19 protein-coding genes are annotated in these 21,044 nt (G+C 41.6%); 3 read left to right on the top strand and 16 right to left on the bottom strand.

Annotation, left to right across the window (positions count from 1 at the left end):
* The first annotated feature begins 60 nt into the window (after window positions 1–60).
* Window positions 61–1,011 (top strand): nucleoside hydrolase, encoded by a 951-nt coding sequence (locus tag FFR60_RS03940; protein ID WP_137663112.1) that lies wholly within the window; start codon window positions 61–63, stop codon window positions 1,009–1,011.
* Window positions 1,012–1,024: 13 nt separating this feature from the next.
* Window positions 1,025–2,410, top strand: coding sequence for an MFS transporter (locus FFR60_RS03935; protein WP_249354944.1), 1,386 nt, complete (start codon window positions 1,025–1,027; stop codon window positions 2,408–2,410).
* Window positions 2,411–2,532: 122 nt separating this feature from the next.
* Here the strand turns inward: FFR60_RS03935 and FFR60_RS03930 are convergent, their stop codons facing one another.
* The 13 genes from FFR60_RS03930 to FFR60_RS03870 all read right to left on the bottom strand — a co-directional run bounded on the left by FFR60_RS03930 (window position 2,533) and on the right by FFR60_RS03870 (window position 17,696).
* A complete protein-coding gene (locus FFR60_RS03930; protein ID WP_137663111.1) occupies window positions 2,533–3,687 on the bottom strand; it encodes a trans-sulfuration enzyme family protein in 1,155 nt (384 codons plus the stop codon).
* 120 nt (window positions 3,688–3,807) lie between these two features.
* A complete protein-coding gene (locus FFR60_RS03925; protein WP_137663110.1) occupies window positions 3,808–4,908 on the bottom strand; it encodes an SLC13 family permease in 1,101 nt (366 codons plus the stop codon).
* A 103-nt stretch (window positions 4,909–5,011) separates the two neighbouring features.
* A complete protein-coding gene (locus FFR60_RS03920) occupies window positions 5,012–5,524 on the bottom strand; it encodes a hypothetical protein (protein ID WP_137663109.1) in 513 nt (170 codons plus the stop codon).
* Window positions 5,525–5,711: 187 nt separating this feature from the next.
* On the bottom strand, window positions 5,712–6,347 hold the full coding sequence (locus tag FFR60_RS03915; RefSeq protein WP_137663108.1) for a hypothetical protein: 636 nt from the start codon (window positions 6,345–6,347) through the stop codon (window positions 5,712–5,714).
* Between the two features lie 279 nt (window positions 6,348–6,626).
* Window positions 6,627–7,853 (bottom strand): DUF1015 domain-containing protein, encoded by a 1,227-nt coding sequence (locus FFR60_RS03910; RefSeq protein ID WP_137663107.1) that lies wholly within the window; start codon window positions 7,851–7,853, stop codon window positions 6,627–6,629.
* Entirely contained in the window at window positions 7,853–9,040 is a 1,188-nt protein-coding gene (locus FFR60_RS03905; RefSeq protein WP_137663106.1) for a 3-phosphoglycerate dehydrogenase family protein, read from the bottom strand. The genes FFR60_RS03910 and FFR60_RS03905 overlap by 1 nt, the downstream gene beginning before the upstream one ends.
* Entirely contained in the window at window positions 9,041–10,123 is a 1,083-nt protein-coding gene (serC, locus tag FFR60_RS03900) for a 3-phosphoserine/phosphohydroxythreonine transaminase (RefSeq protein ID WP_137663105.1), read from the bottom strand.
* Window positions 10,124–10,777: 654 nt separating this feature from the next.
* Window positions 10,778–11,275 (bottom strand): FIVAR domain-containing protein, encoded by a 498-nt coding sequence (locus FFR60_RS03895; protein WP_137663104.1) that lies wholly within the window; start codon window positions 11,273–11,275, stop codon window positions 10,778–10,780.
* Window positions 11,276–11,287: 12 nt separating this feature from the next.
* Complete coding sequence (locus tag FFR60_RS03890; protein WP_137663103.1) at window positions 11,288–11,734, bottom strand: hypothetical protein; 447 nt, start codon at window positions 11,732–11,734, stop codon at window positions 11,288–11,290.
* A 13-nt stretch (window positions 11,735–11,747) separates the two neighbouring features.
* A complete protein-coding gene (locus tag FFR60_RS03885) occupies window positions 11,748–12,236 on the bottom strand; it encodes a hypothetical protein (protein WP_137663102.1) in 489 nt (162 codons plus the stop codon).
* A gap of 15 nt (window positions 12,237–12,251) precedes the next feature.
* Window positions 12,252–12,719, bottom strand: coding sequence for a tRNA (uracil-5-)-methyltransferase (locus FFR60_RS03880; protein WP_137663101.1), 468 nt, complete (start codon window positions 12,717–12,719; stop codon window positions 12,252–12,254).
* On the bottom strand, window positions 12,716–16,849 hold the full coding sequence (locus tag FFR60_RS03875) for a hypothetical protein (protein ID WP_137663100.1): 4,134 nt from the start codon (window positions 16,847–16,849) through the stop codon (window positions 12,716–12,718). The genes FFR60_RS03880 and FFR60_RS03875 overlap by 4 nt, the downstream gene beginning before the upstream one ends.
* Before the next feature lie 424 nt (window positions 16,850–17,273).
* Window positions 17,274–17,696 carry a MarR family winged helix-turn-helix transcriptional regulator gene (locus FFR60_RS03870; RefSeq protein WP_137663099.1) on the bottom strand — a complete coding sequence of 141 codons (423 nt, stop codon included), beginning with the start codon at window positions 17,694–17,696 and terminating at the stop codon, window positions 17,274–17,276.
* A gap of 126 nt (window positions 17,697–17,822) precedes the next feature.
* Here FFR60_RS03870 and FFR60_RS03865 point away from each other — a divergent pair, with 126 nt between their 5' ends.
* A complete protein-coding gene (locus FFR60_RS03865; RefSeq protein WP_137663098.1) occupies window positions 17,823–18,122 on the top strand; it encodes a DUF2316 family protein in 300 nt (99 codons plus the stop codon).
* Between the two features lie 407 nt (window positions 18,123–18,529).
* Here the strand turns inward: FFR60_RS03865 and FFR60_RS03860 are convergent, their stop codons facing one another.
* The 3 genes from FFR60_RS03860 to FFR60_RS03850 form a co-directional block, all read right to left on the bottom strand.
* Window positions 18,530–18,766, bottom strand: coding sequence for a hypothetical protein (locus FFR60_RS03860; protein ID WP_137663097.1), 237 nt, complete (start codon window positions 18,764–18,766; stop codon window positions 18,530–18,532).
* 83 nt (window positions 18,767–18,849) lie between these two features.
* Window positions 18,850–19,584 (bottom strand): LytR/AlgR family response regulator transcription factor, encoded by a 735-nt coding sequence (locus FFR60_RS03855; protein ID WP_137663096.1) that lies wholly within the window; start codon window positions 19,582–19,584, stop codon window positions 18,850–18,852.
* Complete coding sequence (locus tag FFR60_RS03850; RefSeq protein WP_137663095.1) at window positions 19,562–20,890, bottom strand: sensor histidine kinase; 1,329 nt, start codon at window positions 20,888–20,890, stop codon at window positions 19,562–19,564. Before FFR60_RS03850 ends, FFR60_RS03855 begins: the two co-directional genes overlap by 23 nt.
* Window positions 20,891–21,044: the final 154 nt, after the last annotated feature.

Raw genomic sequence — 21,044 nt, 5'->3', positions numbered from 1 at the left:
CTACAAACCGGTTGATAGTCTAAGCAGTATCAAAATTTATTCAATAAAGGAGTATGGAAAATGAAGAAAGTGATTTTGGATATTGACACTGGGATTGATGATGCCATGGCTCTAGCCTACGCTGTTGGATCAGAAGAATTAGAGGTTATTGGTGTCGTTGGGACTTATGGCAATGTTTATACTAAACAAGGTGTAGAAAATGTTCTAAACCTGTTGGAAATACTAAACAGAACAGATATTCCAGTTTTTATGGGCGAAGAACATGCCTTAAACAAGACGAAATTTGATCGTTTAGACATCAGTGCAAAGATTCATGGACAAAACGGTGTGGGAGAAATTGGCCTTCACTCTGCTAAACGTACCTTCGAACCGCAAAGCGGCGTAAATTTCATTATTGACTCAGTGAAGAAGTACAAGAATGAACTATCAATCATCGCAACGGGTCCTATGACCAATCTAGGCAAAGCGCTCAAATTGTACCCAGACTTATCTAAAGAAATTGGAAAAGTAGTTATCATGGGCGGCGCGCTAACAGTTCCAGGAAATGTCAGTCCATTTGCGGAAGCAAATATCTCACAAGATCCTGAAGCGGCAAAACTGCTTTTTGAAAGCGGTACACCGATAATTATGGTCGGATTAGATGTGACAATGCGGTCTGTCCTCCACTATTCTGATACCGAGCGTTGGAGAAAAACGGCTAGTCAAGCAGGAGAAAAATATGCAGATATTGTCGACCACTATATCCATGTCCATGAAGAAATAGCTCCTTATCTAAATGGTTGCTGTCTCCATGATCCGTCGGCCGTGGCAGCAGCGATCCACCCAGAATATTTCACGATGCTGCCCTTATTTATGACAGTCGAAACACAAGGCGCTTCTATTGGAAGAACGATTGGCGTTACTGAAAAATTGCGCGATGATGCCCCAAATGTTCAGGTCTGTATTGATGTCGATTCGACAAAGGTAGTCACAGGTCTCTGTCATACGTTAGAGACGCTGTTTCAGAATTAGCAAAGGAGAGGACATGATGGACGAGAAAATGTTGTCTAACGAACAAACAAATGGTGATGTTAAAAAATTAATGCCCGGCCTGCTGATTTTATTTGTTTTGTCGAATTTGATGGTCCAAGCATTTGTTACTGTCTCACCTTTAATTGCCGCAAATTTCAGTATTTCTGCTAGTACAGCAAGTATTCAAGCAACGATCACGACGATCACACTTGGGGTTTGCAGTGTGATTTATGGCACCCTTTCGGATTATATTCCCGTCAAAAAGCTGCTGATTTTTGGTATTTCGATGTTGAGCTTAGGTTCTGTTTGGGGTTTTGTTTTTCAAGGAAACTACGGCATGATTGTTGTAGCCAGAGCGACTCAAACAATGGGTCAAGCTGCGATCAGTTCGCTTTATTTAGTTATCGCGTCTCGCTATCTTGAGGGAAATACCAAGATTAAATATTTTGCGTATTTCACCGCTTGCTTTCAGGTTGCACAAGCGGCTGGTGTGCTAGTAGGAGGAATCATTACGACCTACGTTCCTTGGCAGGTTCTACTATTGATTCCTTTGTGCTCGATGCTGTTCATACCGCTTGTAATGAAATATGCCCCCGTTGAGCAGCAAGGAAAAAAGAAAAAGGTCGATTTTATTGGTTTGATTCTATTTAGCGGGATGATCGTCTTTCTGACACTGTTTGTAGATGGGTTAAGGCTTCCTTTCTTGTTAGTGATGATTGGTTTAACCTTCATCTTCCTATTTTATATCAGCCGGAATGACCAAGCCTTTATTACTCCTCAATTTTTCAAAGAAAACAAACGCTATATTCGTGCTTTAACAGTAGTAGTCAGTATTTATCTTGTTCAGTTCGCCTTTTCCTTTGTGAGTACTTTTGTTGTAACCGATGGATTGAAGGAGCCACTTTCACTTGTTTCCTATATCCTCCTTCCGGCTTATATTGCCGCGGCGATCGTTGGCGGTGTAGGTGACAAAATCACCAAAAAAATCGGACGTGAGAACACGATTCTTTTAGGGATTCTATTAATTACAGTGGGATTAGTATTAGCGGGATTATTCATTGGTCAGGGCACAATCATTTTAGGTATCAGTGGTATTTTCTTTTTCGTGGGATTTAACACACTATACTCGCCCCTCTTGGATACCGTAACAAGTACTTTGCCGTCAAATGAAATTGGCCGCGGCATCGGATTGAATGATTTATCAATCAATATCAGTGGCTCACTAGGGATTGCAGTCTGCGGAAAATTGATTGCCAGCCGTGCAACAGATAAATTAAACCTATTCTCCACTGCCGCAAATTTGAGCACTTACCAAAATATTTTCTTTCTATTAAGTATTGTTAGTTTATTTGCACTTTTGATCTTCCAAACAAGCAAGAAAAAACTGAATAATGTCTGATGCTAATTACGATTAGCTAATACACAAAAAAAAAGGCGATTTTGTATTCCAAAGAAAATACAAAATCGCCTTTTTGATGAATCAAGACCGATAATTAAATTTTCTAGACCTTTTCTACGTGTCTATTTCACCGTTACTCGAACTTTAGCTAAGGCTTGTTCTAGGTCTGCGATCAAATCTTCTGTGTCTTCGATGCCGACTGACAGTCGCAGCAGCCCTTCTGTTACGCCCTGTTTGTCGCGTTCTTCCTTTGGTACACAGGCATGGCTCATAGTAACCGGATAGGATAGAATCGATTCTACTCCGCCGAGACTTACGGCCGCGATCGGGATCTGCAAAGCATCTGCAAAGGTATATACGGCTTCTTGACTTGCAAGCTCAAAGGATAGGACCGCGCCGCCAGAGGTTGCCTGTTTTTGATGGAGTTCATAACCGGGATGGCTCGGCAAACCTGGGTAATGGACTTTTTTTACGACTGGATGAGCTTCCAGCATTCGGCTGATTTTTTCTGCGCTGCGGGCGCTTTGTTCCATCCGCAAGCCCATCGTTTTCAATCCCCGCATCGTCAACCAGCAATCCTCGACGCCTAAGATGCCGCCTAAAACTTTTTGCTGCATCTTGATCTGATCGTGCCATTCTTCATCATTGGTAACGACTAAGCCCGCCACCACATCGCTGTGTCCGTTGATAAATTTAGTCGCGCTGTGGATCACCACATCGACACCTAACGCTAATGGCTTTTGAAATTGCGGTGTCATAAAGGTATTATCGATCATGGTCACCAAGTGATGTTCTTTAGCGATCGCAACCACTCCCGCGATATCCGTCACCGACAGCAGCGGATTCGACGGTGTTTCTAAATAGAGTCCTCGGGTATTCGGCCGAATCGCATGCTCCCATTCGTCGAGCTTGGTTTCATCAACAAAGGTCACTTCGATACCGAAACGGTTCATGACCTCATTGACCAACTGGAAGGTCCCGCCGTAAATACTCTTGCACATCACTAGATGGTCGCCTTGATTAAAGCTCAGCAGCACGGCCGAGATCGCGCCCATTCCTGAGGCGAAGGCAGTCGCGTATTTGCCATCTTCTAAAGCAGCGACCGCTTCTTCTAAAGCCGTTCTGGTAGGATTGCCAAAACGGGAATACGTATAAGCTTGTCCATCCTTGATGGATGCTTGTTTAAAGGTCGAACATTGATAAATCGGAATCGATGAAGCGCCGGTTTCATCGTCAAAGGCATGGTAGCCATGAATTAATTTTGTCTTATCTTTCATCCCAAATCCCCCTCAATCATTTCTTACAGAATCAGCTTAACATGATTTAAAGCGGTTTCATGGTTTTTGGATGAATTCCCATAAGAAACTTAGCTGATTTTTAGGAATTCTTGGCGCTTTCTAATGGATGAAGAAATAAAAGATCATCCCCAAAAACAGCAGCAGACCAAAATTGACGGCACTAAACAAACCAAAAAATTTTTTGGTTTCAGCAGGATAGTAAGCCCGGAACAAATTGTAGCCGATCAGATTCGCTAGCGATGCCAGCAACGTCCCTAACCCGCCGATATTCACCCCTAAAATGACCGCCTGCTGATTGGTAGTAAACGGTGCGATCAGAAATGCTGCCGGTACATTCGAGATGACTTGGCTCAATCCTAAGCCTGCCAAGTAGATTTGTTTGCCGCTTAAAGCTTGTAAAAAGCTTTTGATAAACTGGGCTTCGCCGATATTTCCCACGATAATAAAGAAACAAACAAAGGTCAGCAGCAAGCCATAGTCCACTGTCTTGAACAATTCACGACGATAAAATACCACGATTAGCGCGACGATGGGAATGACCCATTGATAAGGCAAAACGTCCAGCACCACCAAGATCATCACCAGCATCAAGCCCGCCAGCAAGGCCGTTTCCTTGCGATCAATCCGCCGTTCATCAAGGTCGATCTCCGCTAATGAATCCTTTGCCACTAACAGGGTCAATGCTCCTAATGAAATGACACTGACCAGCAGCACCAAGGACATCCAGCTCAAAAACTGCCCCAACGGCACATGATAATAATCGTACAAATACAGATTTTGCGGATTGCCAAAGGGAAAGACGCTGCTCCCTAGATTCGCCGCCACGATAATCAAGACACTGCCTAACAAGCGTCCTTTGAATTTCGGTAAAACCGACAACAGCTTGAAATAGATCGGCAGCAGCGTCAAGATCGCCACATCATTCGTCAAAAACATCGAACCGACCAACGACAAAAGGAGCATCAGCTGAACCAGTTGCCGGCTATTTTTCGAATAATGCAATAATTTCTGGGCAACGAACCGCAAGAGTCCTACCTGCTCAAAGCCTTGGATCAAAAGCATTAAGCCAAATAAGCTGAAAATCACCTTATAATCAATAAAATCAGCCGAAAAACAACCGACTAAACAGCTGATGATCGCTAACAGTAATGAGATACTGAGTAATTTGTTTTCACTAAAATAATTCGCTGCTTTCTTCATGTGTCACGCCTCCGATATTAGAATACCTCAGAGACGAAAATTTGGACAAAAAAAGGCTCTAGACACAGCCGCTATTGCGAAAAATGCCTAGAGTGTTATCTTTTTACTCATCCTTTGACTCGCTGCTATTTATAACCAGGAACCAGTCAAAATCATAATTATCTCCTTTGAGGGATCTTCCCGATAAGCCATTTTCTGTTACGACGCTAGTAGGAAATCCCTTCATGTCTTGCTTTTCTGTCAAGCTTAGATGATAGCCAATGATTGGGACCGCTAAGTTCTGTGCATTATTGATTATTTTTCGTCTCTGCTTGAATGATCGAAAGACGGCAAAAGGCTCAGTGACGGTTATTTTTACTTTGAGATCTTTTTCAAGGATCATTTCTTCAATAAATTTTAGGTCGCTATTTGGCTTTTTAGCCTTACTAAACGCTAAAACTCGTGCTAATTCGTCATTTATATTCTTTACGTCCTCAGGCACTTCTGTTTTGTCGTCTACCTTTATTTGTGTGCTGGCATCAGTCCCTTTTACTTCCTGACTGCCGCAACCGCTGAGAATAAAAAGGAAAGAAATGGGGATGACTGCGACCAAAAAAGCGCAGCCGTATTTTACCACCGCTGCACTTTTTGATCCTTATTGATTGAGTTTTTAGTTTTCGTGGATAGCTTCTAACTTAATATCGGCTCAATAATATTTTTTCTTCCCTTAACTGATATTCTAATTTATCTGACAAAAAAATAATCTCGCTCACAGATCAATAATACGTCCTTCATGGCCATACAATTTTTGCAAAAGAGTCTCATTATTTAGGCTTTTCTGGCTGATACGTACCAGCCAGTAGATAATATATATTAGCATCCATTGTACTGCCATTGACTTCTGCATTATCGCCCATAAGAAGAAAGACGACATAATCCTCACCTTTAGGAATAACGATAACGCTTGCTCCATCTGGCGTCTTACCACCAAGTTTTGGAAGTTCAGATAGAAAGCTGCTATTGAGTTGAACTTCTAGATCGTTCACTTCAAACTCTTTTCCAAAAGGATAACTTGCCGCATACGAAAAATCGCTATCGTATCCAGTAATGACTTGTTGAGCAAGAGGTCGCACTCTGTCTTTCTGACTTTCTTTAGCTACTTCTTCTTTGGAAACGAATTGAGCGATAAGTTTAAAATGATTTTTTGCACCAACGACGTTTAAAATCGTTCCTTCTTCACCTAACCAAATCCCAAAAATTTGTGCATCTCCGTAATCTTCTTCAGCCATTTTGATTGCAGATACTTTTTCTGAAATTACCTGCTTATTCTCACCAAGCTTGCTCTTTGAAGATTCATCCGCGGTGCTTCCCTTTTCACTACATGCTGTCAGGCTGAACGTTGCCACCAACAGCACAACTATAGTTTTTAAAACATTCCACTTGTTCAATTCTCGTTTCATAATTTCTCCTTTTTTGAATTTGACTTCGATTCAAACATCGCCTGATACTCCGCCAAAAACGTATAATTAAATGTACCTGTTTCAGTTAAGTTACTGTTAGGATAACCCAACTTCGGAACAAGAAACCAAAGTTCGTCGTATACGGTAAAAAGTTGCTTATACGACGAATGAAATGAGTTTAATAGTAAAAAAGATTCTTCTTTTTTTGATTTCGCTTAAATTATGCGTTGAACGCATTAAAAAAGCCCCTCGAAATTTCTTCGAGGGGCTTCCAACGTTCTATTTTGTTTCTAAATCGTGCAGGAATAGTCCGCTTAGTAATTTTGGTTCAAACCAGGTGGACTTGGGCGGCATGATTTTTTTGGCATCGGCTACGTCTAATAAATCGGTCATTTGAGTTGGATACATCGAGAAGGCTAGTTTCCACTCGCCGGAATCGACTAATTTTTCCAGCTCCTCGGTGCCTCGAATCCCGCCGACAAAATCGATCCGTTTATCGGTGCGAATATCGTCGATGCCGAAGATGTCCTCCAGCACGTATTTTTGCAAGAGTGCCACATCTAGTTTTTCTACCGGATCATTCGGTACCTTATCTGGTTTGATGGTCAAGGTATACCAAGCAGTACCGTCGTATAACTGGCAGTCGCCGGCTTTTTCAGGCTTTTTGATGCCGCTTTTTACTACTTGATAGTTCTCGCTTAAACGATCCATGAAATCGGCTGGCGGCGCTGTTTTCAGCACGCGGTTGTATTCCCAGATCGCCAGCTCATCTTCCGGGAAGATGATTGACAGGAATTGTTCTGTTTCCGGATTTTGTTCGCCGGACTCACGTTTTTCCAAGCCGATCTTCACCGCTGATTCGGTCCGATGATGGCCGTCTGCGATATATAAGGCGTCCACTTCGGTAAATAGTGTCGTCAATTTTTCGATCGCTTCTGATTGATCGATCACCCAAACACGATGAGTCACCTCATGATAGCTGGTGAAATCATAAACCGGCGCATGGGTCGTTTGCCAATCCTTAATGATCGTCTGGATCGCGGCTTGTGGTCGGTAGCTCAGAAAGATCGGGCTAGTATTAGCGTCGCAAGTACGGATATGGTTCATCCGATCGATTTCTTTTTCATGACGGGTAAATTCGTGCTTCTTGATTTTTTCATCGATATAATCGCTGATCGCGGTACAAGCCACGATCCCCGTTTGGCTACGGCCGTCCATCACCAATTCGTAGAGATAGAAGTAGGCAGCGTCCTCTTTGAACAGCCAGCCCTTTTCCAAAAACATCGCTAGATTATCCGCCGCTTTTTGGTAGACCTGTTCATCATAGGGTGAAAGGTCCGCTGGCAGATCGATCTCTGCTTTGTCGATATGAAAATAGCTGTAAGGATTATCCGCCGCGAAGTCTTTGGCTTCCTGCGAATTCACAACGTCGTAAGGTAAAGCAGCTACTTTGTCCGCCAATTCTTTAGCTGGGCGAATGCCTTTAAATGGATGAACTTGAACCATTAGAATTCACTCTCCTCATCCCGCTTGATGGCGCGAACACGGACGATGCCGTCATTTTTGCTTAATTGCTCCACGATCGCATCGATCTTAGCTGGATCGGTCTCAGAAACATCCACCAGCGTATAAGCGTGGTCGTCTTTCCCGCGATTGACCATGTTGTCGATATTGACGTCTAAAGAAGCGATCTCTGATGCGATCAATCCCAACATATTCGGCACGTTGCGGTTGATGATGGTGATGCGGTAAGGTGAATCGAAGGCCATTTCCACATTTGGGAAATTAACCGAACGTTTAATGACACCTGTTTCCAAGAAACGTTTCAAGCCGCGAGCCGCCATCTTCGCGCAGTTCACTTCTGCTTCTTCTGTTGAGGCGCCTAAATGCGGCAGCACAGTGATTTTATCGTTATGGAGTAGCTTTTCCTCCGCAAAGTCAGTCGTAAACCCAGCGATTCGCTCTTCGTTTACAGCCTTCACGACCGCATCGGTATCCACGATCTCGCCGCGGGCAAAATTGAATAAATGCGCAGTTTTCTTCATTTGCATCAATTCTTCGGTACCGATCAAATGATGTGTGCTGTCAGTTAACGGTACGTGGATCGTCACGAAATCACAGTTAGTCAAGACTTCCTTCAAGTCCTTCGCCCGTTTCACCCGACGAGAAATGCTCCAAGCCGTATCGACAGAAACGTATGGGTCGTAGCCGGTAACTTCCATTCCTAAACGGTACGCGTCGTTGGCTACCATCGCGCCAATCGAACCTAAGCCGATGACACCCAGCTTTTTGCCTTCTAATTCTGTTCCGGCAAATTGCGCCTTTTGCGCTTCGGCCTGTTCATCGACATTTTCGCCTTCTAAGGTTTGCACCCAGCTGATTCCTTGAACCATCGGGCGAACAGATAGTAGCAGGCTCGCTACCACTAATTCTTTTACCGCGTTGGCATTGGCACCCGGCGTGTTGAAGACGACGATGCCTTTTTCTGTGCATTCTTTGACTGGAATATTGTTAGTCCCAGCACCTGCCCGCGCAACGCCTAAGACGGTTTTAGGAAAATCGTAATCATGCAGCTTTTGGCTGCGCAAAATAATGCCGTCTGGTTCTTCACTTTCATTGATGCGGTAATTTTCTTTATCGAAACGCTCCATCCCTTCAGGGGCGATCGCGTTGAATGTTTTGATCTGAAACATTTAATTACCTCCATTTTCCTTTTCAAACTGCGCCATGAATGCTACCAGCGCTTCGACACCTTCGACGGGAAAAGCATTGTAAAGACTTGCCCGCATTCCGCCAACGGAACGGTGACCCTTCAAATTCTCAAAGCCTTGCGCTAAAGCCGCTTGGTTGAAGGCTTTGTCTAACGCTTCATCGCCTGTGACAAACGGAATATTGGTAATTGAACGACTGCCCTTTTCTACTGGGCTGGTAAATAAGCTAGATTTTTCGATCGCGTCATATAATAGCTGCGCTTTTTGCTGATCCTTTTGCGTAATACCCGCAACGCCGCCTTGAGCCTTCACCCATTCAAAGACTAATTTCGCGATATAGATGCTGTAAGTCGGCGGTGTGTTGTACAGCGAGTTGTTTTTCGCCTGTAACGCATAATCCATCATCGGCGCAAAGATAGCTTCTTGATTGAGCAAATCTTCACGAATGATCACGACAGTCAATCCAGCCGGGCCGATATTTTTCTGTGCCCCAGCATAGATCACGCCAAAGTCTTCTACTTTATAGTCATTGGCTAAAATGTTCGATGACATATCCGCCACAACAGGCACCTTGCCAAAGTTCGGAATCTTGGCAAACGCCGTTCCTTCGATCGTGTTATTCGTTGTAATATGCACGTAGGCTGCGTCTTGATCAACAGCTGACGGCATTTCTGGAATGTAAGTAAAATTCTTATCTTCACTAGAGGCGATCACTTCCACCTCGACATTATCCAGCGCTTTGGCTGCACTGATGGCTTTTTTCGACCAAGAACCCGTGTTGACATACAAGGCTTTTTTGCCCTGCGCCAAGTTCAAAGGCACCATCGTAAATTGCAAGCTCGCACCGCCCTGTAAAAATAAGACCTTGTAATTGTCTGGGATCGCCATCAATTCTCTCAGCAAGCTTTCAGCTGATTGAATGATTTCTTCAAACAAGGAGGAACGATGACTCAGCTCCATCACCGACATGCCGCTATTTTTGTAATCAAGCATCTCGGACTGTGCGATCTCCAACACAGCTTTCGGTAGTACTGCGGGACCTGCAGAAAAATTATAAATCGTCATACTTATTCTCTCCTTTTTCTTTATATAGTAGAAATTTTTCTGTTAGAAAAATTTGAACTCATTTTCAAGCCGTATACCATTCCTCTAGTTTTCTGAACGTTTCTTTCGTTCTACAGATAATTAGCATTTCTCTAAAAGCAAACTGCTAAGAGAGGAACTGGCATCCTTTTTCATATTTATAGAATTAATTTTTCTTAAAAGAAAAATTCAAACCCATTTTCAAGCCGTATACCATTCCTCTAGTTTTCTGAACATTTATTCCGTTCTACAGATAATTAGCGGTTCGTTAAAAGCAAACTGCTAAGAGAGGAACTGGCATCCTTTTTCTTTATATAGTAGAAATTTTCATGTTGAAACCACGTCTCGATATTGCTAAAACGCCTTGCATTAAATCAGCTATCCTGCATCAAGATGTGATGACAATTATAACAGATGTCTTTAAATGATAAAAGGCTAATTCTAAATTAATTTCACTGTAATTTAGAATTTTCTCAGAAATTTTCATTCTCTCTTACATAAAATGGAATTTAGCACCCTCTTTATAAGAAAGAAGTTTTCATTTCCCACCCAAAACTGCTTTTGTGAAAAGCTGAATTTGCAGTTTTCACTATCTTTAGACAAAAAAACTGAAGCATATTAGCGGTTTGCTATGCTTCAGTCTTTGTTTCTTCGATTTATCAGCTGCCAAGTAATGCCGGCTCCGGCCATTAGCAGTAGTCCAAGCATACTCAACCCTTGTCCGGTGATCATACCTGTCGGAGGATACTTTTTAGGCGCTGAATCTTTTTTAGCGGTTGGGCTGTTTCTCGCAGCCAACACAGTGGACGTCCTACCACCCGAAGATTTCCCTTTCAAACCAGTAATAGCCCGTTGCAGCTCAGCCAAGGCTGCATTGACCTTTTCTTCATCATAGGGAGTATTTTTTAAGATCTCCTCTGCATTTTTCAAAGCTGCCGCGTATTTCTTCCAGCTTTCTGGGGAATACTCGCCTTGCTGGCGCCCCTTTTCTTTATTAATCAGCTCCTCCAGCTCGCCAGCTTTCTCGGCATTAACCGTGGTGTGGATCGTGGTCGTCTGCTCACTGGTAGCCAGCGTATGGAGCGGGGCTGCGCCAAGGCAGAAAAGCAGCCCGAAAATCAATAGCTTCCTCATCTTCTCTGCCTCCTATTCAATTGAAGTCGTGAACACGATCTTTCCTTCGTATCTTCCGGGCTTGGCTTGTTCCCAAGCATCTTTATCAATCGCTAAAAATAATGCGACCGCCTTTTCGTCCTCGGCATCCTGAGCGTTCCACGTACCACTGCTCCATGGCATCTCCGTCTTATCCGTCAATGAAAATGACAAACTGGGCGCTTTTGAGTTGTCTTTGTTTTTCATCGCTTCCTTTCGGATCGCAACCTTGACCGTTTGATTCGGTGCCAAGGAACCAGAAACTTTGATAGGCGGAAGCGCGGTTTTCCCTGCATTGACCGCCACATCTTGCTTACTAGGAATCGTCAGCGCATAATCTGCGGGGATCGTCGTCGTGAGTGTGGTCTCCTGCGACTCCGCAAAAACGGGTATTGGCAAGAAAACGAGCACCAGCCATAGCAGCATACTTCTCTTTTTCATGAGCATATCCCTCCTATTCATCTTCAACAGAAGCTGTGAAAGTGATGGCTGCATTATAAGTTCCTGCTGGTTTTTCGCCCTCTATCTCCGCGAACGTCAGCTCTGTCGTAGCACCTGTACCGTTTGCTCCTTTTGCTTCAAAAAATGGAATGCCTTTTTTTAAAGGATTTTGCTGATCCTCCGACACAAACATTTGAGTCGTCAGTTTTTGGGCGGTCGTCTTTTCATTTTGTCTGGTCAAGGTGATGGTTCCGTGATCATCAATCGCCGAATTAGCTGAACCTAGTTGAATTTTCAAAACTTGCTTTGGCTTAATGTTATGAGCAGCCGTACCAATGATTGGCGAGTCAAGATTTTGCAGATCGATCTTCGCAGGAATTTTCAATGTATAGCTGTTCTCCACTTCATAGGTGACATCCGTTTGCTGGTCGTCTGCTTGAACAGTTCCAGCAAACGAAACTGCCAATGCGCCCAGTATGAGCGTTCCAATAAGTTTTTTCATTTTGCTTCACTCCTTCTATTGAACATTTAGGGTTAAGTTTATTTCGGAACCATTTAAGGGTTCTTGCTTGTCTAAGGTAAAACATTCATATTTGAGCATCGCTTGGTCATATTTACCAGCCGCCACCGCTTGATTCAAGGTCAAGTCATAGATAGCTTTGCCGGGCTCTAGTAGTTTGGATTCCCAAAGCTTGGTATCAGGATCGCGCCACAGGGACAGTTTGAAGTAACAGGTATTGCTTTTCGGGTTGTGGAAATTGACCTGTTGCTGGGTGCTGTCCGCCTTCAAGGGAATACTGTCAAAGCCGGGAATCTCAATCGTTGGCGACGGCTCGCGGGAAACCTGCCGCTCCCCAGTCCATTCTTCGGCAGATTCTACATCCGCCAAGAGCTTTTCTTCCTGCTGAAGATACTGAAAAAGGAAATAGCCGCACACTAGAACGATGACGAGTACGATAGCAGAAATTATGGTTTTCTTTTTCATGGATTGCCCTCCTCGGTTGCCAGAGTCGTTTGGAAAGTCAGTTGCCCTTGATAATTCCCCGCTTGAATAGGCGTTTCATCAAGTGCCGCTGGTGGGCTTAGTTTCAAAATACCTGCCTCATTCTCGAAATTATGTGGCAGTACAACTGGCTGGTAAGTAATTACGGACTGCACCTGTTTCTTATTATCCATCTGATTTTTTAAAAACAAAGTTGAGTTGTTTAATAAGCTTGTTGTGACCCGCTTGTTATAGCCGGGTACTCCGTAGAATTCATTGGTTAATTGAACGTCTGCTTTTTTTCCTTCATCCGTCAATTCGACTTTAGCCGGGATCATCAGCGAATACGTCGGCACTGGAGCGAAAGCCTCGTTCTGCCAGCCAATGAAGTTCTCCTGCTCTCCGACGGTTACGACGTGTTTTTCCTTTGGCAAATAAAGATATAAGGAATCATCCTCCGCATGCTTGCCAGCTATCGGCCAATCCGTCGTTCCAACCATCAATGGCTGACCCGTGGAATAACCTGAAGCATTCGCTCGATATAATTCGATCGGAGTATTCCCGTCACTGGTTGGTCTAGGGTTGATGCTGTCAGGAGTTTCGTTGCTGCCTAATGCTTTGACAGAGCCGCCGGTGATGGACACGTATTGCTCGTTGGCAGACGTGCCAGATGATACTCTCCCCTCACCAATCCCATCAGCATTATCTCCTGCAATCGCTGTGATTGTGCCGCCACTAATTGTTACTTTGGGACCGCTCGAATATCCTCCACCTATACCAGCAGCCCCGTTTCCTCCTTTTGCAAAAATCTGGCCGCCATTAATTGTTACCTTGCAGTCTGCTCCAGGTCCACCCTGATATCCGTATCCAGATTGTCCTCCGATACCCGCTCCACCTTCTCCACCTTTCGCAGAAATCTGGCCATCACTAATTATTACCTCACCATCTACTCCACCCATACCTGGGCCGTCTTTTCCTCCTATTGCAGAAATTTGACCGCTATTGATTGTTACTCCGCCGCCACTATATACCACCGTATCAGCAGTACCGATGCCTGATCCTCTCTCTCCTCCTACCGCAATCAATTTACCGGCGTATCCTTGATACTTCCCTTCTTCACTAGTAATAACTAAAGAATCCCCCCTACGATTATCATTCTGCAAACCTGCACATAGCTTCCCACTCTTCAGTTCATTTTCTCCTACCAGATCAATCGTGGCAGAAGCACCATTATCAATTAGTAGTGCTGCTTGCTCTCGCCTTGACGACACATCGATCTTCACATGGCTCAAAATAACTTTGACATTCTTCCCAGTGACTTTTATACGATCTACCTTCGTCTCCGTTATTCCATCACGCATCGTTACCGTATACGTTTGATTATCACCACCTAAAGTTAGTTTATTGTCGGAATACTCGACTCCTGTAAAATTGTTTATATTTAGATCACAAAAAACGAATTTTTTATTGATGTCATCCCAGCGTACAAAGTAAGTTTGCGGTTGTGACTTAGTATTACTGGTTACAGTGACTTTATGAGAGTCCTTCGTCATATACAGATAGTAGTAACCATCATCTTTATGAGGACCGGCAACCTGATAGTCTACATCGTCTACTAAGACTGTGTCATCGTTTTGAACAGGGATCAGATTACAAAGTTCAACTGGCTCTGAACTATTGGTTGGTCTTGGGTCTAGAATATCAGTACTATAATCATTTTTTAACGCTTTGACCGTACCACCGGTGATCGTTACCGATCCGGCATCAGCAACACCTTCTCCATTTCCTATGCCGACACCCCTATATTCGCAATTCGCGGTGACCGTACCGCCACTAATGGTTGCCTGACATATTCCCCCAACATTTCCAGTACTTTTACCTCCACCGCCAATTCCTGCCCCAGACTTCACTGAGTTTGCAGTAATGATTCCTCCACGAATAGTTACCGTACCATTTCCTCCAGTATCCACATCGGAGGTTCCTCCTGCGCCACCACCGATACCGGCTCCGCTAGTTCTTCCATTAGAACCAGCTTTACCCGATTCTGCAATAATCGTTCCTCCATCAATTTCTATCGTGCCATTTCCTCTTAATCCGCCACCGATACCGGCTCCTTCTTCTCCGCCTTTTGCTGCAACCTTACCAGCTTTAATTATTACATTGCCATTTCCCTTATAACCACTACCGATGCCGGCTCCAGACTCTCCTCCAGTAGCGTTAATTGTCCCGGCAGTAATCCAGACAGTTCCATTCCCGTTATCACCACCGCCAATACCAGCACCACTATCTCCTCCTTCGGCTTTAATACTTCCTCCTTTAATGGTTACTGTGCTATTTTTATGGTAACCGCCACCAATACCTGCTCCGTTACCCGCTCCCTTTGCGAACAATTCACCAGCATAACCTTGATAAATTCCTCCGCCACTAGTAATAACTAAGGAATCCTTGGTGTCGTTATCATTCTGCAAACCAGCACAGTAATATCCACTTTTCAATTCATTTTTTCCTACCAAATCAATCGTGGCAGAAGCATTTTTGTCAATCAGTAGAGCTGCTTGCTCTCGCTTTGATGACACATCGATCTTCACATCGTTCAAAATGACTTTGACATTCTTCCCAGTGACTTTTATTCGATCTGCCTCTGTTTTTTCTATACCATCGCGCATCGTTACCGTATAGGTTTGATTATCACCGCTTAAAATCAATTCATTATCGGAATACTCGACTCCTGTAACATTGTCTGTCTCTAAATCACCAAAATTAAATAATACAAATTCTTCACTTTCTTTATCCCAATCGACAAAATAAGTTTTCGTCTTACTATCGTTGGTAACAGTGACTTTATGGGAAGCTTTCGTCATATACAGATAATAATGCTCATCCCCTTCATGAGGACCCGCGACCTGATAATCGACACCATCGACTGAAACCTTGGCATTGTCCTCAGTAGGAATCAGATTACATTGTTCGATTGCTTCTGAACCATTGAGTGGTCTTGGGTTGATGCTGTCAGTGGATTTATTAGGGCCTAACGCTTTGACAGATCCGCCCTTAATTGTTACATGCGTCCCTTCAACGTAATTTCTCTCGTTACCTATCCCTAAATTCCCAGTTGCGTTACTCGCGGTAATCGTTCCGCCGCTGATTGTCACCTTTCCTTTTTCTTGTACTCCACCGCCTATACCACCTGCATTAATTCCTCCTATTGCGGAAATATAACCACCACTGATTGTTACTTCTCCACTTCCAAACATTCCGCCACCAATACCGGCTCCTCCATTAGCTGTTCCCTTTGCAAATATCTGACCACCAGTAATTGTTACCTTTCCATTTCTCTTATCTCCACCACCAATACCGGCTCCTCCAAGAACTCCTCCACCTGCAGTCAACTTACCGGCATAACCACGATAAATTCCTAAACCACTAGTTATAACTAGTGAATCCATCGTATCGTTATCATTCTGTAAACCCGCATATTTATTTCCACTGATTAATTCATTCTCTCCTACCAAATCAATCGTGGCAGAAGCATCTTCTGCAATCAGTAAAGCTGCTTGATTCCCATGGGACGACACATCGATCTTCACATTATTCAACGTCAGTCTCACATCAGCAGCATCAACCTCGATCCGATCCGTAGAAGTCTTACCGGTTACTTGATACTCACCGCTCTTAGTAAACGACAGAACATTGTCTTCATATGTGTAGTTCTCATTTATTGTTCCACCTGTAACAGTGAAATCCCCCATTTCAGCACTCGGTTCGTCGGCTGATATATTATTGCTTACTGCTTGTTTTCTTTCTACGACTTCGCTAGATTGTTCGGTTTCTTCGACTGTTTCGATTTCTTGGGTTTCCGTCGTTGCTTCGGGAGGAACACTCGGTTCGCTGGCTTCTACAACAGGACTTTCCTCTTCGGTCGTTTCCAGCGTTTCCTCCGTATTCACTGTCGCTGACGGTTCAAGTAGCGATTCCTTCAATAATTTGTTTTCAAGCGGATTTTCTAACTGGGTCTCTTCAGTCGCGTTTTCATCCGTTGTTTTGGCAATAACCGCGCTCCCTGTAGAAAAGATGAAATTATTCACCAGTATCAGCATACATATCACAGACAAGCCTTTTCTTCTTTTTATCATTTCAATGTCCCCCTTAATGACAGAATTAAACAGCTGAACCCTCAAATCATGTAACTAAACGCCGCTTTTTAATTGATAGAACTCAATGCAAAAAAAGGCAGTTTCTCCGACACGCCTTAAAAATGTAGGTATTCGTTATTTTTTGTTTTGCTCTTCCCCTTTTTATTCAGTTAGGCGATTTGCTTGCTAAAATCATTTCCTCAGTTCAATTAAATCATATTTACTTGTCATTATTACGTGAGAACCAGCATCACATCACCCAATAATAGAAGGGTACTTTAAAAAAAAGAATGATTATTTATTTTACCGTTTGTAAAATTATTGGGATTTTCCGTTATTGATTGAAAGCTTGTGAAAGTCACTAAAAAATATCTAGATAGTTGGATTAGCTAACCCGAGACACAAAAAAGACGCAGCCTTTTCGCTACGTCAATTGCTCTTCTGCTCTTTTTAAAAACTGCGTAAATTGCTGCTGTTCTTCTGGTGAGAATGCTGATTCAATATGTTTCCCCAGCTCTTGGAAGATCGCCTGGACTTTTTTAACCATCTCCTCACCTTCTGTCGTCAGATAAATATTTTTTTGGCGTTCATTGTTTTTGGGGATCTCGCGGTAGATCAATCCCCGCTCTTCCAAAACCTTCAAAATATTAGTGACTGTAGCCTGTTGCTTGCCTAAATAATTTGCCAAATCCCGCTGCATCGTCCCTGAATGCTCCGCGATGAAGCTCAGACTGCGGGATTGCAACCCATTTAAATGCAAATTTTTCAGCTGTTCTATCACAAAATTTTGCTGCAAAACACTGATCGCATAAATTTTTTCAGCTAAATCATCACGTTGCGAAATCATACGCTCCCTCATTTCTTTATCAACAGTTTAAATCACAACTATTTATTTGACAAGTATTTTAAAAGGGCGTATGCTGTGAATAGTTTTAATTACAACTGTTTATTTTAAAAGAAAGAAGCGAGTACAATGTCATTAACCCCTCAACAAGTCACCAACACGAAAAGAGAGCTCCAAGAAAATTTTAAGCGTACAGGTTTAAGCCTTGAACAAGTCGCACAAGATTTACACACGACAACTGATGTGATCGAGGATACCTTGAATCTATCGGTCCACTATATTGAAGATCCGTGGGTTTTGAAGAACTATTTAGAAGATCAGCTAGATGACCATGGAATAACCCCTTATCCTTTCACCGCATTGGTAGGCGATTATCATCGCCAGTGGTTCTTAAACAGTCACAGGATCGATCAGAAGGAAATTGGTTAACACCAAACAATATATATTTTTGGGAAAGTAAATCTATTAAACTAGTCTTTTTTCTACGCTGATAAAAGTTAAAACCTAATGATTTGGTATTGAATATTCCAGTCAGTTTTGAGCCATCAATTTGGTCTATGTGAGCCACCAATATGATGATATTGAGCCACTGAAGTAGCGTTATTATGTAGTAACGAATTTATTTGACAATGAGCCTCTTGTGTCATGTTCCTCTCTATCAGTCGAGAAGTATGGTGGTGATACTGCCTGTCTGCCAGAGGCTAACAGGACGCAACTCATTGTCAAATAAACTTTTGAATGGCTCACTTTTTATAAATAGGTGGCTCACACCAAAACCAAATGCTTGGCACACCCAAAAAAAGTTCGACCATCTTTTTTAAGATAGTCGAACTTTCTTAATATCTTGAATACACCCCTGTGTATCCCCCTGGAATTTTATAATAATTAATTCTTGGTTTTCCATTATAAAATTTCGGTGGAATACCTTTAAAATTAATTTTGAATGTTGGGCTTCTTGTTTCAATAGAAGTACTCCCCTCAAAATCATTTACACTCTCTACCGCAAATACCGTTGAATTCATCCCGAAAAACAAAAAAACTACCATTGAACCACTTAACAAAACTTTTTTCATTGTACTCCTCCATTCCTTATCGATTAATAGTATATCAAGCGATATCGTATAGAATGATGAAACAATCAAAAAAGTACACATTTTCATCCTAAACGTCTATTCAATAATGAAACTTTTCTAATAGCGATTGGACATATTTCACCATTTTCCATAATGACTTCATATTTTTTTTTATTCACGGTGGCGATACTTTTTATGTTAACAACAAAGGATTTATGGATACGTAGGAAGGAATCTGACAACGACTCTACTTCATTTATCTTACCATAAAAATCTACTGTACTTTGCATCAGATGTAGTGTTAACTTATGTGGGACAAGTGAAGTTTCAATAAACATCACTTCACTAACAGAAAATACTCTCACTTTATTGCCAATTTTTATTTTCAATCTTTCATCATAGGTACTTTGCGCTTCTTCATAATGTTTTTTCGATTGTTTCAAAACGTCAATGATTCGCTGCTGTAGATTTTCACTTTCATCCTTAATAATATAGTCCATGGCTTCTACTTTATATTTGAAAGTAAAATACATCATTTCACTATGTGTCGTGATAAAAATAATTTTCCCACTAATATCTTTATCTCGTATTTTTGCACCCAATTGAATACCATTGATTTCATGATTCAAATCAACGTCTAGAAAATAAATACCATTTAATCGAGGCTCTTTTTCTAAGTAATTCAATAGTTCATTTGGATCGTCGGTACTCATCTCAATTCTCATATCTAATTCTTCTATCATGATATAGTTATTAATATAGCCTTCGATTGTTTTACGTTGAATCTCGTTGTCTTCACAAATAAAGACTGGAATCATTTTCTTTCACCTCATTCAAAATTGTTATTTTTTGAATAAATAAGTCTTCTGAAATACTAGTTTCTAGCCAAATATGAGGTTCTTGTTTCAAAATCTCTTCGACATTAGATAGTCCTATACCACGATCTTTTCCTCGGGTGGAAAAGCCTTCCTTTTTTAAAAGTGGGAGAGGCTCAATTCCTTCTCTTGTGGTATTTTGTATAATAAAAGTTACTTCGTTTAACTCTTTGAAAATAACAACTACCAAACTCCCCTTTTTTAGCAATTCTAATTCTTCTATAGCATTATCTAAAAAAATACCAAAAAGTCGAACAAGGGAAACGTTTCCTACTGTCTTGAAGTCAGGGATAGGCTCTGTAATTTCCACATTCAAAAAAATATTTTTTTCCTGAGCCGACAATAATTTAGTATAAAAAATGCTTCGAATACTTAAAGATTCAATATTTTGTAGAGAATCGAGGATCAAGTTATTTTCTCTCAAAACAGCGGTAGTTTCCATCAAATCTTTGGAAAAAAAAGCTTTTAGTTCTTCAATTTTGTTTTGCTCCAAATAAAAGTTCACAGTAGTTAAAAGGTTTGTATAATCATGTCGAAATTTTCGAATCTCCTGATACTGTCTCTTAACTTCATCAACATAGTTTTTTTGCAAATCTGCAATAATTCGATTATTTTTCGCCTCCGCTTCAAGCAAGACATTTTTGGTAAGATAACGAAGGACAAAAGCAACTAAAGTTCCAATTATTAAGTAAAAAATTGGAAGTAATAAAAATAAATTTTGATTTCCCTCATGATCTTTGCTCATTTCAACAGTTTGATAACTCAAAACAAGCACTAGTAAAATTAATGATACTGTATCAAATTTCTTTATTTTTATTAGATAGGGATAAAGCTTTTCTCTAATAAGAAAAGTGGTAACAATACAAGCACCCCCCAATAATAAAATTGCAATAAATGAATATATATTTTTTTTTATCTCATTTCCGACACTAAAATAGTACGACATGATTTTTCCAAAAATAGGAGTTGTAACTATTTCAATTATAGCTGAACACATGATAGAAAAAATAGGTTGCATTGGATTCTTCTCAGGGAATAATTTGTGAAAAAAAATAAATAGTAGCAGAAATAGAACCAGCAAATCTAATGTAGAGTAGCTTGTACCAATAATTACACTAATTATTACCGGAATAATAAATACCAAAAGCCTGTACCATTTTTGTTTATACAATCTTTCAAAAATGAAAAAACAGAGTGTTACTACTACTATCTGGGAATAAGAAAAATATATTATGAAAAAATGCCTCATTTATCTTCTCCTCTTAGGTATAAAATTGATAACAGTGTCATGCATATAAGAAATTATATCATATTCTGAATATGCTTAACGTTCAAGATATCACAATCGTCTTTTTATTTGTTTCCTATCGACGATAATGATCTGAAACTAGTCTTTTATTACT

It is taken from the genome of Enterococcus hulanensis, assembly GCF_005405485.1.
Taxonomy (GTDB): Bacteria; Bacillota; Bacilli; order Lactobacillales; family Enterococcaceae; genus Enterococcus_A; species Enterococcus_A hulanensis.
Note: the sequence above shows the minus strand (reverse complement) of the source record. Positions and strands in the feature narration are given on the sequence as shown.